Annotated in this window: 17 protein-coding genes; 13 read left to right on the top strand and 4 right to left on the bottom strand. The window is 69.2% G+C overall.

The genetic code is table 11. The features are described 5' to 3' along the window. The first annotated feature begins 34 nt into the window (after positions 1–34). The 6 genes from C7H75_RS26380 to C7H75_RS22975 all read left to right on the top strand — a co-directional run bounded on the left by C7H75_RS26380 (position 35) and on the right by C7H75_RS22975 (position 3895). Positions 35–166: a hypothetical protein gene (locus C7H75_RS26380; RefSeq protein WP_013417505.1), complete on the top strand. Its 132-nt coding sequence runs from the start codon at positions 35–37 to the stop codon at positions 164–166. Positions 167–374: 208 nt separating this feature from the next. Then, positions 375–593, top strand: coding sequence for a hypothetical protein (locus C7H75_RS22990; protein WP_013417504.1), 219 nt, complete (start codon positions 375–377; stop codon positions 591–593). 16 nt (positions 594–609) lie between these two features. Beyond that, complete coding sequence (locus C7H75_RS26375; protein WP_013417503.1) at positions 610–741, top strand: hypothetical protein; 132 nt, start codon at positions 610–612, stop codon at positions 739–741. Between the two features lie 261 nt (positions 742–1002). Further along, positions 1003–2457 (top strand): wax ester/triacylglycerol synthase domain-containing protein, encoded by a 1455-nt coding sequence (locus C7H75_RS22985; RefSeq protein ID WP_044991501.1) that lies wholly within the window; start codon positions 1003–1005, stop codon positions 2455–2457. A 96-nt stretch (positions 2458–2553) separates the two neighbouring features. Next, positions 2554–3405, top strand: coding sequence for a universal stress protein (locus tag C7H75_RS22980; RefSeq protein WP_013417500.1), 852 nt, complete (start codon positions 2554–2556; stop codon positions 3403–3405). Between the two features lie 7 nt (positions 3406–3412). After that, on the top strand, positions 3413–3895 hold the full coding sequence (locus tag C7H75_RS22975; protein ID WP_013417499.1) for an Lrp/AsnC family transcriptional regulator: 483 nt from the start codon (positions 3413–3415) through the stop codon (positions 3893–3895). Here C7H75_RS22975 and C7H75_RS22970 read toward each other — a convergent pair. Together C7H75_RS22970 and C7H75_RS22965 are read right to left on the bottom strand one after the other, a co-directional pair. After that, on the bottom strand, positions 3892–4395 hold the full coding sequence (locus C7H75_RS22970; protein WP_106851879.1) for an SRPBCC family protein: 504 nt from the start codon (positions 4393–4395) through the stop codon (positions 3892–3894). The two genes, C7H75_RS22975 and C7H75_RS22970, sit on opposite strands and share 4 nt — an antisense overlap. Before the next feature lie 34 nt (positions 4396–4429). Beyond that, complete coding sequence (locus C7H75_RS22965; RefSeq protein WP_064059394.1) at positions 4430–5035, bottom strand: hypothetical protein; 606 nt, start codon at positions 5033–5035, stop codon at positions 4430–4432. Positions 5036–5092: 57 nt separating this feature from the next. On the opposite strand from C7H75_RS22965, the gene C7H75_RS22960 reads away from it, so the two are divergent. The 7 genes from C7H75_RS22960 to C7H75_RS22930 are packed head-to-tail and all read left to right on the top strand — an operon-like array spanning position 5093 to position 9237. Further along, entirely contained in the window at positions 5093–5596 is a 504-nt protein-coding gene (locus tag C7H75_RS22960) for a methylated-DNA--[protein]-cysteine S-methyltransferase (protein WP_064059393.1), read from the top strand. A gap of 46 nt (positions 5597–5642) precedes the next feature. Then, on the top strand, positions 5643–6149 hold the full coding sequence (locus C7H75_RS22955) for an RNA polymerase sigma factor (protein WP_064059392.1): 507 nt from the start codon (positions 5643–5645) through the stop codon (positions 6147–6149). Then, on the top strand, positions 6146–6733 hold the full coding sequence (locus tag C7H75_RS22950) for a methylated-DNA--[protein]-cysteine S-methyltransferase (RefSeq protein WP_064059391.1): 588 nt from the start codon (positions 6146–6148) through the stop codon (positions 6731–6733). Before C7H75_RS22955 ends, C7H75_RS22950 begins: the two co-directional genes overlap by 4 nt. Next, positions 6730–7443 carry a 2OG-Fe(II) oxygenase gene (locus tag C7H75_RS22945; RefSeq protein ID WP_106851878.1) on the top strand — a complete coding sequence of 238 codons (714 nt, stop codon included), beginning with the start codon at positions 6730–6732 and terminating at the stop codon, positions 7441–7443. The genes C7H75_RS22950 and C7H75_RS22945 overlap by 4 nt, the downstream gene beginning before the upstream one ends. Positions 7444–7450: 7 nt before the next feature. After that, positions 7451–7714 carry an Ada metal-binding domain-containing protein gene (locus C7H75_RS22940; RefSeq protein ID WP_106851877.1) on the top strand — a complete coding sequence of 88 codons (264 nt, stop codon included), beginning with the start codon at positions 7451–7453 and terminating at the stop codon, positions 7712–7714. Beyond that, positions 7715–8380 (top strand): alpha-ketoglutarate-dependent dioxygenase AlkB family protein, encoded by a 666-nt coding sequence (locus C7H75_RS22935; RefSeq protein WP_005517018.1) that lies wholly within the window; start codon positions 7715–7717, stop codon positions 8378–8380. Beyond that, positions 8377–9237, top strand: a complete 861-nt coding sequence (locus C7H75_RS22930; RefSeq protein WP_106851876.1) for a DNA-3-methyladenine glycosylase family protein — start codon at positions 8377–8379, stop codon at positions 9235–9237. Before C7H75_RS22935 ends, C7H75_RS22930 begins: the two co-directional genes overlap by 4 nt. A gap of 14 nt (positions 9238–9251) precedes the next feature. Here the strand turns inward: C7H75_RS22930 and C7H75_RS22925 are convergent, their stop codons facing one another. Both C7H75_RS22925 and C7H75_RS22920 read right to left on the bottom strand, forming a co-directional pair. Beyond that, positions 9252–10649 (bottom strand): outer membrane protein assembly factor BamB family protein, encoded by a 1398-nt coding sequence (locus C7H75_RS22925; protein WP_106851875.1) that lies wholly within the window; start codon positions 10647–10649, stop codon positions 9252–9254. Beyond that, entirely contained in the window at positions 10646–12025 is a 1380-nt protein-coding gene (locus C7H75_RS22920) for a hypothetical protein (protein ID WP_106851874.1), read from the bottom strand. Before C7H75_RS22920 ends, C7H75_RS22925 begins: the two co-directional genes overlap by 4 nt. Positions 12026–12069: the final 44 nt, after the last annotated feature.

Here is a 12069-nt window from a genome sequence, read left to right as displayed (position 1 = left end):
GGTTTCAACACCGACCGAGAGGGTGGGATTTCGAATGAGTGTGTCGTTTCTGAACGCGACGGCGGTACTGGTGCGCGGCCTCCTGGACGACGTCTGGGGCGGCTCGTGGATGCCGGGCGTCGAGGGCCTCACCGGGTCGCTGGCCGGCCTGTTGGAAATGAGCTGACGGCAGATTTGTACTGCCGTGCCAAATCTCTGAGAGAAGGAGTAGATGAATGACGCTGGGATCGCTGGCTCCGTTGCTCACGAATGAACTCGTACAGATGATCATAGGAAACATGCTCTTCGTCCCGCTGGCTTTGTCGACCGACTTCACCTTCGTCCCCTTCTGACGAGGGTAAAACGACCAATTTTTTGAAGGAGTGTGATTCGTAGTGGACACCGGAAGTCTTGTCGACCTCGTCACGAGTGTCGACGTGGGTTCTCTGGAAGCGCCCATTTTCAATGGCCTCAACGGCATCGTCAACGCGATCTTCAATGTCGTCGGTGACGTGATCGCGCTGTGGCCTGCAGGTTCCTCAGGCATCGCTGGAAGCCTCGACGGCGGCCTCGGCTCCGTCGGCACAACTCTCGGCTCGACCGTCGGCCAGTAACGAAGGAGGGGAAAACATGTTCGATCTGTCTCTCACGTACAGCGCCGACCTGGTCGGGTTCGGGTCTATCGATCTGGTGGGCACGCTCGCTCAGTACCTGAATGCTCTGTCTCTGAACCCGAACCCGCCCATAACGAATCCGGTCTAGAGAAAGGTCTTCGAAATGGTCCAGCAGTACCTCAACGGCTCGATCACCGTGATCGCCGCGATCTTCGGGTTGGTAGGCACGGGAAGCAAGATTCTCGAGAACCCGCCCCAGAAGTAGCCGGCGCCCATCGTATTCACGTGGCGGAACCGAGGCTCTCGCACCCGACAGCGGGTTCGACGCCTCGGTTTCGTGTTCGCGGGACAAGACGCGAATCGGACCGCCGATGCGATCGCACTACAGATCGAACCGATAGGAGTGTCCATGCCTTCGTCTGAAGTACCGGTTGCGGGGGTCGAACAGTTCAGTCCACGCGACGCCGACTTCGTCTACAACGAGTCGGACGGGCATCCCGGCCACCTCCTCGCTGTGTATCTGTTCGACACAGATCGGCAGCCAGCCGAGCTGTCGCAGAGCGCCGCAGTCGAATGGGTGGCTGCGAGACTCGGCCACAACCGCATGTTCACACACCGGATCCGCCGTGTTCCTCTGGGTCTCGCACACCCCTTCTGGGAACCGGTCGCGAATCTCGACCTGAATCAGCATGTTCGAGTCCGCGCGATCTCCGAACCCGGATGGGTGCCCGTGCAACAGCATCTCGACGCACTGCTGACCTCGCGGATGGACCTCACCCGTCCACCGTGGGAGTTGCACATTCTCACCGGAATAACCGGAATGGACGGCCAGTCCGGTCGGCGGACCGCCGTCGTGCTCAAGACCCACCACAGCGCGGGTGATGGGCTCGCGGTCCTGCAGTTGGCTGAGAAGATCTTCTCGGACAAGGCGGCTCCCGCGAACCCTGTGCCGGCCACGCGCTTCCTGCGGGGTCGCATGTTCGCCAGGTCGGTACTGGGACTTCCCGGAGCGCTCCGGCGGTTCGCCAAGGATGTTCCGGGCAACCGAGCAGCCGTCCGTGAGGTGAACGAGGCCGCGGAGTCCGGGCAGTGGGTGGAGGCGGTCGAGCAGCCTGCCACCCGCTTCAACGGCAAGGTGACCGGATTCGGCTCTCTATCTCCAGTTACTCTGCCCGCGAGCGGGGTTCGCCGTATCCGCGCAGCCGCTCCGGACGCCACTGCAAACGATGTACTGCTTGCCGTGATCGGCGGCGCCCTCGCGCGCTACCTCGCCGAGAAGGGCGAGCCTCATCAGGGTTCGCTCGTCGCGATGGTGCCGCGATCCATGCGCAAGATCGAGGAATGGGAGTCCGCCAACCAGTTGGCGATCATGGGCGTCGACATGCACACCGGCATTACAGATCCCCTCGAACGAGTTGCCCTCATCGCTCTGTCATCGAAGTCGGAGAAGACCCGAACCTCTCATATCGCGGTGCGCCGACAGGCGGCGGCGATGGAGACCGCGCCCCCGCCGTTGCTGCGATTGATGGCGTACTCGCGCAAGAAGAGCACCCCTGACCCGTCTCGTCCGCGGCACCAGCACACGATGGTGAGCAATATGCCCTTCTCGATCGAGGGCTTCACGCTCAACGGTGCGCCGGCGGTGGCGGTGATCGGTGCCCAACCGCCCGTCGATGGAGACCAGCTGCGCCACTTTGTCGTGACGACCGCGGATGGCAGCCTGATGCTCACCGTGATCGCCGACAAGGCGACCATGCCGGATCTGGACCACTACCTGGAACTCATCCGCGCGAGCCTCGCGGAACTCGAGGATGCAGCGGACGCCCGGACGAATCAGGATCCCTCGGACGAAATGGCGTCCTGACCGAAGCCACGATCGCGGTCCCAAGCTCACGCCACGGCAGGGTTTCGCCGTTAGTCTGATACCGAACGTGCACACACGAGCCGATCGGAGTGGACGATGTCACCAGCGAACGAGACCAGGCCGGTGATCGTGGGCGTCGACGGATCCGACGCCGCGATCCACGCCGTCCGGTGGGCGGCCGTCGAAGCCCACGCCCGCAAGGTGCCGCTGAAACTGGTGCACGTCATCGACACCGAGAACGACTTCCCGTTCGTCGCCGACGACCTCGAGGAAGAAGAGGCGGCCGGCCGGGAGGCTCTCAAGGCTGCGCGGGAAGCTGCCACGATCGAGGACTACACCATCGACATCGAGGTGGAACTGCTTCGCGGCCGGGTCAATCGGGCATTCGTCGACCTGTCGGAGAAGGCGAGCTTGCTGGTGGTCGGGTCGGTGGGCGCCGGTTTCTTCGAACGCATGGTCCTGGGGTCGACCGCCCTCTCCCTCGCACATCACGCCAAGTGCACGGTTGCGGTGGTGCGCGGCGCCGACGGCAGCCCCGTCCCGCCCACGTCCGGTCCCGTCGTCGCGGGCGTCGACCATTCCGACAGCGCCGACATCGTCGTCGGCACCGCGATGCAGGAGGCGTCGATCCGGCATGCCGAGATGACGGCCGTGCACGCGCGTCGTCGGCGCGGCACGCAGGAGGCCGACGAGGAGGCCCGCGGCCGCATCGATCGGCTGATCGCGACCCTGGGCGCCAAGTTCCCGTCGGTGCAGGTCGAAACCGTGATCGCGGAGGCGGGGCCCACCAAGCACCTGGTCGCCCTCAGTGCCACCGCCCGCTCGATCGTCGTCGGTAGCCGCGGCCGCGGCGGCTTCGAGAGCGCACTCCTGGGCTCCACCTGCCAGTCGCTGCTGTATCACGCGCAGTGCCCGGTGATCGTCGCCCGCTCCCGCGTCACGCCGTGACATTGCCATGGACCGGGGTGGGCATCGACTGGACGCGCTCGACGTCGACCTGATCGCCCGCCTGCGCGACGAGCCGCGGATCGGGATCCTCGAACTGTCCCGGCGGGCCGGGGTGGCCCGCGCCACCGTGCAGGCGCGGTTGCGCCGTCTCGAGGAGGCCGGGATCGTCACCGGCTACGGGCCCGAGATCGATTTGCACACAGCCGGTTACCCGGTGCAGGCGTTCGTGACCCTGGAGATCGCGCAGGGCTCGCTCGGACAGTTGACGAAGGAACTCGAGGAGTTTCCCGAGGTGGTCCAGGCGTGGGCCACCACCGGCGTCGGCGACGTCCTGTGCCGGGTCGCGACCGCGTCGCACGACGACCTGCAGACCCTGCTGATCGCACTGCACCACTCGTCGACCGTTGCGCGGTCGATGTCGGTGGTGGTGCTGTCGGAGATCGTGCCGTTCCGGACGCTGCCGTTGCTCGCGAAGTCGGTCGAGCGCTAACCGAGATTCGCGGCCAGGTCCCGGTAGTAGCCGGATTGGGAGGGGAAGTAGTTCGCGAAGTCCGGCAGGGGCGTCCTGTTGCGCGCCGCGACGAGCATGTCAAGGTAGTACTCCCAGCCGGGCCCGATCTCGCTGACGGCCTCGTCGGGGACGCCGACGTGGGTGAGCGTCAACTCGGTGGTGCCGTCGGCCTCACGCAGGTCGACGGCCAGTCGCCACGCCCCGGCGTCGTCGCTGGTGGACAGCGCCAGGTGTCGCGGCGGCTCGCACGCATCGATGCGCATGTCGGTCCACGGAGCGTCCTCCTCGAACGCCATCTGCACGCGGATCGTGTTGCCGGCGCCGGGTTCTCCCTCCCACGGTCCGAACCATGCTGCGGTGCGTCCGGATTCGGTGATGCTCGCCCAGACGTCGTCGATCGGGGCGTCGAACGTGCGGGTGAGACGCAGGTCGACGCCGCCGGGCGTGCGGACGAGCGTGCCGTGCGGTTGCGGTTCCATCGGCTCTGCCTTTCGTTGTGGGGCAGGGTTCGGCCTACTCGCCTTCGCCCAGCTTGTCCTCCCCGCGACGGCGGAAGAAGCCGAACCCGGGAACCCCGATGATCGCCTGCCGCACGTCCTTGACCACCTCGAGCAGCTCGTGGATCTCCGGGGACACGGTGTCGAGCGTCGCGAGGATCGGCATGAGCGCCGCCATCCGGTCGGTCAGCTCGGGAAGCTGGTCGAGCAGCCGGACCGCGGCGTGCACCTCGTCCTCGCTGATCTCGTCGACGAACTGCGTCGCCAGCGGCGCGGCCGTCAGCGCCAGCGGTCGGTAGATCTCGAGTAGTTGGTCGGCGACGGCTGCGGACCGCGAGGCCGACGCCACCACCACTTCCGTCTCGCCCGCGACCACCGCAGTGCGATCGACCAGCGCGGCGCACGCGGCGATCACCGTGTCGGCCGCGGCGACCGCGCGGGCCGCGCCGTCGACCACGCCGGACACCTGCCGCACCAGGCCCTCGGCCTCGTCGAGCAGCGCCGACACCCGGGTGGGCAGGCCGGCGACGAAGACGGCCGTGTCCACGGACCATTGCAGGGACGACTGCGCCGCCTTCTGGACCGTCGAGACGAGTTGGAGCGGGTTGGGGAGAAGCGGCATTCTGCAATCCTGCCCGAACTTCCCGGACTGTCGGTGGTTGCTGGGAGGATCGGAGCTGTGGATGCCGAACACACCGTCGTCGATTCGCCCGTCGGGCCGCTGACGCTGGTCCGCAATCCCGAGGGTCTGTGCGGGCTGTACATGCACCTTCAGCGGCACTTGCCGGACGGTGCGCGGTTCGGTCCGCGCACCGACACCGGCTTCGAAGACGTCACCTCGCAGCTCACCGAGTACTTCGCCGGGGAGCGCACCGAGTTCACGGTGCCGCTCGCACCGCGCGGTACCGAGTTCCAGCAGCGGGTGTGGGCCGCGCTGCGAACCATCCCGTACGGCGAGACCTGGTCGTATCTGCAGCTCGCGGAGCATCTGGGCAACGTCGCCGCGATCCGCGCCGTCGCCGCCGCCAACGGCCGGAACCCGATCGGCATCATCGTCCCGTGTCACCGCGTGGTCGGCAGCAACGGCGCGCTCACCGGCTACGCCGGCGGGCTGGGACGCAAGCAGTTCCTGCTGGATCTGGAGAGCCCGGCCGCCGTGGGAATCCAGGATGGACTGTTCTGACGCGGATCGATCCTCACGTTCCGGCGCACCGGAGCGTCTACCCGGTGTGGGACTGAAACCGTTCGAGAACATCGTCACCGAGCACGGGCCGGTGGTACTGCGGGTGTGCCGGGCACTGCTCGGGCCCGTCGACGCCGACGACGCGTGGTCCGAGACGTTCCTGGCGGCGCTGCGGGCGTACCCCGACCTGCCGCCCGGCGCGAACGTCGAGGCGTGGCTGGTGACCATCGCGCACCGCAAGGCCGTCGACGTGTACCGCGTCCGACAACGCACGCCGGTCCCCACCGACGACCTGCCCGACCGGGCGTCGGCGCGGGATCTGCCCGGCGCGTGGAACCACGAACTGTGGGACGCCCTGGCCGATCTGCCGTTCACGCAGCGCGCCGCCGTCGTCTACCACCACCTGGCCGGACTTCCGTATGCGGAGGTCGCGGCGATCCTCGGCAACAGCACCGATGCGGCCCGCCGCGCCGCCGCCGACGGCATCGCCCGGCTTCGCCGCACCTACCCGGCCGCCACCGAACCACTCGCTCAGGAAGGAGCCGTCCGATGAGCGTCATCCCCACCCCGAGCGTGGACCCCTCGGATCTGAGCCGCCTGCACGCCCGACTCGTTACCGCCGCGGACCGCGACGGGTTGCTCGACCTCGCCTACCGGTCCGTCGACACCCCCGTCGGACGGCTGCTGCTCGTCGCCACCGACGTCGGGCTGGTCCGGGTGGCCTACCCACGGGAGGACCACGACGTGGTGCTCGCGATGCTGGCTCGGCAGGTGAGCCCGCGCATCCTGGAGGCTCCGGGACGGCTCGACGCCGCGGCCCGGCAACTCGACGAGTACTTCGCGCACCGGCGCACCCGCTTCGACGTCCCGCTGGATCTGCGCCTGTCGAGCGGTTTCCGGCGCACTGTCCTCACCCGCCTGCCCGACATCGCGTACGGCCGCACCGCCAGCTACGCGCAGGTGGCCGAGGCCGCCGGCAGCCCGCGCGCGGTCCGGGCGGTCGGATCGGCCTGCGCCACCAACCCGCTGCCGCTGTTCGTGCCGTGCCACCGGGTGGTGCGCAGCGACGGCAGCATGGGCCAGTACGCGGGTGGCGTCGACACCAAGCGCGCGCTGCTGACGTTGGAGGCGGCGTGAGCGCGCTCGCGGACCGCGTCGACGCCCTCGACTGGACGCCGCTGCTCGACGAGCTCGACCGGTTCGGCGGCGCCCAGAGCGCCCGTCCGCTCCTCGATCCCGGCGAATGCCGGGAGTTGGCGGAGCTTTTCGACGACGACGCGCTGTTCCGGTCGACGGTCGACATGGCGCGGCACCGCTACGGCGCCGGCCGGTACCGGTACTTCGACTACCCGTTGCCGCCGACGATCGCCGAGATGCGGGCCCGGTTCTACGTGAAACTTCTGCCGGTCGCGCGGGAGTGGGCATGGCGGCTGGGCCGGCCGGCGCCGTGGCCCGACACCCTCGACGAGTGGCTCACCATGTGTCACGCGGCGGGGCAGCGCCGGCCCACCCCGCTGATCCTGCGCTACGGTCCGGACGACTGGAACGCGCTGCATCGGGACCTCTACGGCGAGCTGGTGTTTCCGCTGCAGGTGGTGATCGGACTCGACGCGCCCGGCGTTGACCACGAGGGCGGCGAGTTCCTGCTGGTCGAGCAGCGCGCCCGCGCCCAGTCCCGCGGCACCGCCACCGTGCTGCGGCAGGGGCACGCGTTCGTCTTCACCACCAACGACCGCCCGGTGGAGTCGGTGCGCGGCTGGTCCGCGGCCCCGATGCGGCACGGGGTCAGCACCGTCCGCGGCGGCGTCCGGCGCACGCTCGGACTGGTACTGCATGATGCGGAGTGAATCGGGGATGTACATGTTGATCGGTAGGGACGGGAAGCCCTACGAGAGCGCCACTCCCGGCACTCTCGGCGGTCACCGCAAGGACCGCATCTACGGCAGGCTCGACTGTCCGGGCGCGGCCCGCGCCATCGCCCGCGGCGGCTACGTGACACAGCGCGTGTTCTTTGCCGACGAGGACACCGCTGTCGCCGCCGGCTACCGGCCGTGCGCGGTGTGCCTACGAGACGAGTACGACGAATGGAAGCGATCGCACGGGAAGGGGGACCGGTAGATGTCGGCCCTGCTGCCTCGGCCCCGCCGCACCGTCGCGGACGGTGCGGTGCTGGTCCCCGACTGGCTCGACCTGGGTGAGCAACGCCGACTCGTGGAGGCGTGCCGCGACTGGGCGCGCGGGCCGGTGCCGATGCGGGCCGCGCGCCTGCCCACCGGGCACGCGATGTCGGTGCAGACCGTGTGCCTGGGCTGGCACTGGCAGCCGTACCGCTACAGCCGGATCGCCGGTGACGCGGGTGGCGGGCGGGTGCTGCCGGTGCCGGAGTGGCTGGCGCAGTTGGGAAGACGTGCCGTCGCCGACGCCTACGACGATCCGGCTGCGGGTGCCGCCTACGAGCCGGACGCCGCGCTGATCAACTTCTACGACGACGCCGCCCGCATGGGCATGCACCGCGACCAGGAGGAGCGGGCGGACGCCCCGGTGGTGTCGCTGAGCATCGGCGACACCTGCACCTTCCGTTTCGGCAACCCCGATACCCGCACCAAGCCGTACACCGACGTCGAACTGCAGTCGGGTGACCTGTTCGTGTTCGGCGGCCCGTCACGGTTCGCGTACCACGGTGTACCCAAGGTATTTCCGGGCACTGCCGACCCCGACTGCGGCCTCACTGCCGGTCGGCTCAACATCACGCTGCGGGTCACCGGGCTGGAGGATGAACGTTGACCGCCACGAACTTGCCGTTCCGCCCACCCTTCACCACGGCGCCCATGCTCGGCGCCTTGGCGGCGCACGCGGTGGACGGCCTCGAACGCCACGACGTCGAGAGCGGGACGCACACCCGGGTGGTGCCCGCGCCGCACGGGCCCGCGGTGGTGAGCGTCCGCTTCGCCGGGACCGACCACGTCGAGGCGGACATCCGGGCGGCACACTCCGCCGATGTCTCGCATGTCGCAGCACTGGTTCGCCGCTGGCTCGACCTCGACGCCGACCCGGACGTCGTCGACGCCGCACTCGCGCGGCACACCCTGCTCGCGCCGCACGTCGCGGCGCGGCCCGGCCTGCGGGTACTCGGCTCCGTCGACGGCTTCGAGACGGCGGTGCTGACGGTTCTCGGTCAGCAGGTGTCGCTCTCGGCGGCAAGGACATTCGGATCCCGGTTCGTGGCGGCGTTCGGCATCCCGACCGCATTCGACGGGTTCGTCAGCTTCCCTGAACCCGAGTCCTTGGCCGCACTCGATCCGGCGATCATCCGGAAGGCCGTCGGACTCACCGGTGCCCGCGCCCGCACCGTGCAGGCGCTCGCCGCGGCGGCGTCGGACGGGCTGCACCTGGGGCCCGGCGCCGATCCGGTCGAGTTCCGGACCCGGCTGCTCGCGCTGCCCGGCATCGGACCGTGGACCGTGGACTACCTGTCGGTGCGGGTGCTCGGTGACCGTGACGCCTACCCGTCAGGGGATCTGGTGCTGCGCCGGGCATTGGGTGTGAAGACGCCGCGTGAGGCTGCTGCGGCGTCGGAGCCGTGGCGGCCGTGGCGGGCCTACGCGCTGTTCCACCTGTGGACGAGCCAGGCCTTCCTGTGACGCCGCCCAGGCGGCTACCGCGGCAGCGGGCGTAACCCGATCATCGTCCGGGACGAGGCGTACACGTAGTGGCCGGGATGCGGGGCGGCGAGCATTCCGTCCGAGGCGAGCGCGTCGGGGTCGTCGTCGATCTTGCGGAACGGGGTGTCCCAGAGCGATTCCCCGGTCCCGGTGTCGACGGCGCGGATCCCGTCACCGTCGATCGTCAACAGCGACGGCCCGTCGAGTGCCGCAACGGTTCCGAACCGTTTGTCGTCATGGGTCCACAACCGTTCACCGGTACGCAGGTCGAGTCCCGACATCGTCTGCGCCCCAGGGCGCAGGATCGCGACGTCCCCCGCCACAGCGACAGCCGTACCGCGGACGGTGTCGGAGTTGTACTCGTCGGGTTCGCGCGCGGCGACGAGATCAGGACTGGTCCAGACCCGCTCGCCGGTCCGGCGGTCGTACGCGCCGTCGCCGACCAGCAGTGGAAGGCTCTCGTCGGCGGGGTGATCGAACGAGAGGTTCTGGGCCCCCGCGCCTTCGGTCGACACGATGGTGCGTCCGTCACTGCCGATGGCATCGGACCCGGTGATCCGGTAGCCGTCGCACTCGGTGCGGAACCGGACCACGACACCACCGTCGCCGGGGACGGCCCGCGAACAGCCCTCGAGTCGCGTGGTCCACGTCGGCCGGCCACTGTCGAGATCGAAGCCGGCGACATCCGCACCGAGGGTGAGCAGGCCCTGACCATGCGCGACGTCCAGGGCCTGGGGCAGGTCGTCCTCCCAGATCGAGCCCATCGCGAACGGCTGCGACCACTGCGCGTCCGGGTCGGCGAGGGTGCCGGCGTGCAGGCGGACGTCGTCGTCCTCGATGTTGCCCTCCGCGACATACAAGCGGTCGTCGTGGGCGGCGATAGCGAAAACCATCCAGTCCGTGGGTGTTCGGGTGATCTCGCCGGTGCGCAGATCGAATCCGACGAGGGCCGGGTCCTCCGCAAGCGGCGCCGTGAAACACACGAGGCGGCCGTCTACGGGAGCCTCCGCGCAGCCCCCGAGGTCGTCGGCCGCGCTCTGCCAGCGCACCGCACCGTTGCCGGCGTCGATCCCGAACATCTGGGGATCGGTCAGGGTCATGCCGCCGTGCGAGACGCCCACGATACTGACGACGACGTCATCAGCGGCAATGAAACCGCTACTTCCCCAGTCGAATTCGCTGCCGGTGCGGGGATCGCGGAACTCCGCGAACGCCTGTCCGTGCATCGCAGCGGCGTCCACCGACCAGCCCAGCCCCGGTGCGGCATCGTTGGTTCCGGTGATCTTGCGGGTGCCGTCGTCTCCTGCCTGCGCGACGGTGACGACGGCGCCGGTGACGGTCACGACGGCCACCGCCGCGGCCGCGAGCAGGTTACGGATCTCGCGCTTCACCTGGGCACCTCGATCCCGGGTACGAGCGCGATCGCGTCGAGCTGCTCGAACGACACCGGCACGGACGGTGAGTCCGCCTCGGACGACGCTCGGACGAGGGTCCCGGACGGGCGGGTGACGGTCACGACCCGTTGCGTCGTCGCTCTCGTCTCGGAACCGGGGTGCAGACCCATCGATGTGTAGTCGTGCTCGCTCTGTTCGACGACAGACCCGTCGGGGAGTTGTCGCACCGTGGTGCGACTGCGCTCACTCGAGGCCTCGGGTGGGGCGTCGGTCGACGGCAGTTCCTGCCCGCCGGCGATCGCGACGTCGAGCGTCGACTCCCGACCCGGTGTGGTCACCCGCACCGATTGGCACACGGCGTCGCCGCCCAGACGGGCTGGTTGCAGCGCGCCGAGCGGACGATCGAGTGTCAGGCCGTCGAGGGGCACCGCCGCCAGCATCGTGCCGAACCGTTCGGCGGTGGCGCGGTCGATGTCCGGACCCGACCGCTGCTCGACCGGGGAAGAACACGAGGCGGGCGGGGTGGCGCTGCCGGGCGGGACCGGGGCCGTCACGCGCAGGCCGGGCGCGGTGACGAGCACGACGAGTTCGTCGACGGTGAGCGGTACGGTCCCGCTGTTCGCCTGCCCGGAGTCCGCGACCGCGGCATCGGTGGCATAGGCCGAGACGCGGGTCCCGTCCGGCGCGTACGCACTGGCACTGCGCGACAGGGTGCGCACCCCGTTGGTCTCCGACCACGTGTCCAGGACGTCGACGACGGTGCCGTCGGCGAGCGTCCGGCGCGCGTCGAGGTATCCGGCTACGCATGCCGGGATGGCGTCGGTGCTGAGCCGAACCGCGACGGACAGGGAGCCGTTCTTCCCATCCCGCGACAGTGTCGCGTCGGCATTGGTGTTGCCGTCGTAATCCGGAGCGCCGTCCTCCGGCGCGTCCTCGCTCATGATCGGTTGGAAGATCAGCGACCGTTCGGGCGAAGCGAACTCCACCTCCACGCCGCCGGGCAGCGCGTCCCGTGGCGCCCGCGACATGGCACCGGCCTTGGGTCCGGAGAACCACGGGTAGTCGGGGTTGTCGTAACCCGAGTCGCGGTCGACCACGAACGCAGTCCACTCGCTCTCGCCCGGCCGTTCGACGACATCGCATCCGGGGATCTGCGTCGGATACGTCACCGACGGCGTGACGTACGAGTACTCGGGCCGCTCGGGTTCGGTGGTCGGTGGCGTGGTGGTCGGCAGTGCGGTCGTCAGTTCGGGCTCGGGGCTGTGCAGAAACCCCGCGACGACGACGCCGACGGCCACGACGGACACCAGTGACAGCCCGAACGTCCACGCCGCGACCGCGCGGGACGTCCCCGCCTCGTTGTCGTCGCCCAATGTCCCTCCCCGTAACAGACAGCTCCCCTGGGAAGCTGTCTATC

It is taken from the genome of Rhodococcus (subgen. Prescottella) equi, from assembly GCF_003013675.1.
In the GTDB taxonomy this organism is placed as follows: Bacteria; Actinomycetota; Actinomycetes; order Mycobacteriales; family Mycobacteriaceae; genus Prescottella; species Prescottella equi.
This window is presented reverse-complemented; position numbering and strand designations above follow the sequence as displayed.

Excerpts from the sequence above, each read along its gene's own strand:
- C7H75_RS26380 (WP_013417505.1), top strand. The coding sequence starts at position 35 with ATGAGTGTGTCGTTTCTGAACGCGACGGCGGTACTGGTGCGCGGCCTC.
- C7H75_RS26375 (WP_013417503.1), top strand. The coding sequence starts at position 610 with ATGTTCGATCTGTCTCTCACGTACAGCGCCGACCTGGTCGGGTTCGGG.
- C7H75_RS22985 (WP_044991501.1), top strand. The coding sequence starts at position 1,003 with ATGCCTTCGTCTGAAGTACCGGTTGCGGGGGTCGAACAGTTCAGTCCA.
- C7H75_RS22980 (WP_013417500.1), top strand. The coding sequence starts at position 2,554 with ATGTCACCAGCGAACGAGACCAGGCCGGTGATCGTGGGCGTCGACGGA.
- C7H75_RS22975 (WP_013417499.1), top strand. The coding sequence starts at position 3,413 with ATGGACCGGGGTGGGCATCGACTGGACGCGCTCGACGTCGACCTGATC.
- C7H75_RS22970 (WP_106851879.1), bottom strand. The coding sequence starts at position 4,395 with ATGGAACCGCAACCGCACGGCACGCTCGTCCGCACGCCCGGCGGCGTC.
- C7H75_RS22965 (WP_064059394.1), bottom strand. The coding sequence starts at position 5,035 with ATGCCGCTTCTCCCCAACCCGCTCCAACTCGTCTCGACGGTCCAGAAG.
- C7H75_RS22950 (WP_064059391.1), top strand. The coding sequence starts at position 6,146 with ATGAGCGTCATCCCCACCCCGAGCGTGGACCCCTCGGATCTGAGCCGC.
- C7H75_RS22940 (WP_106851877.1), top strand. The coding sequence starts at position 7,451 with ATGTACATGTTGATCGGTAGGGACGGGAAGCCCTACGAGAGCGCCACT.
- C7H75_RS22935 (WP_005517018.1), top strand. The coding sequence starts at position 7,715 with ATGTCGGCCCTGCTGCCTCGGCCCCGCCGCACCGTCGCGGACGGTGCG.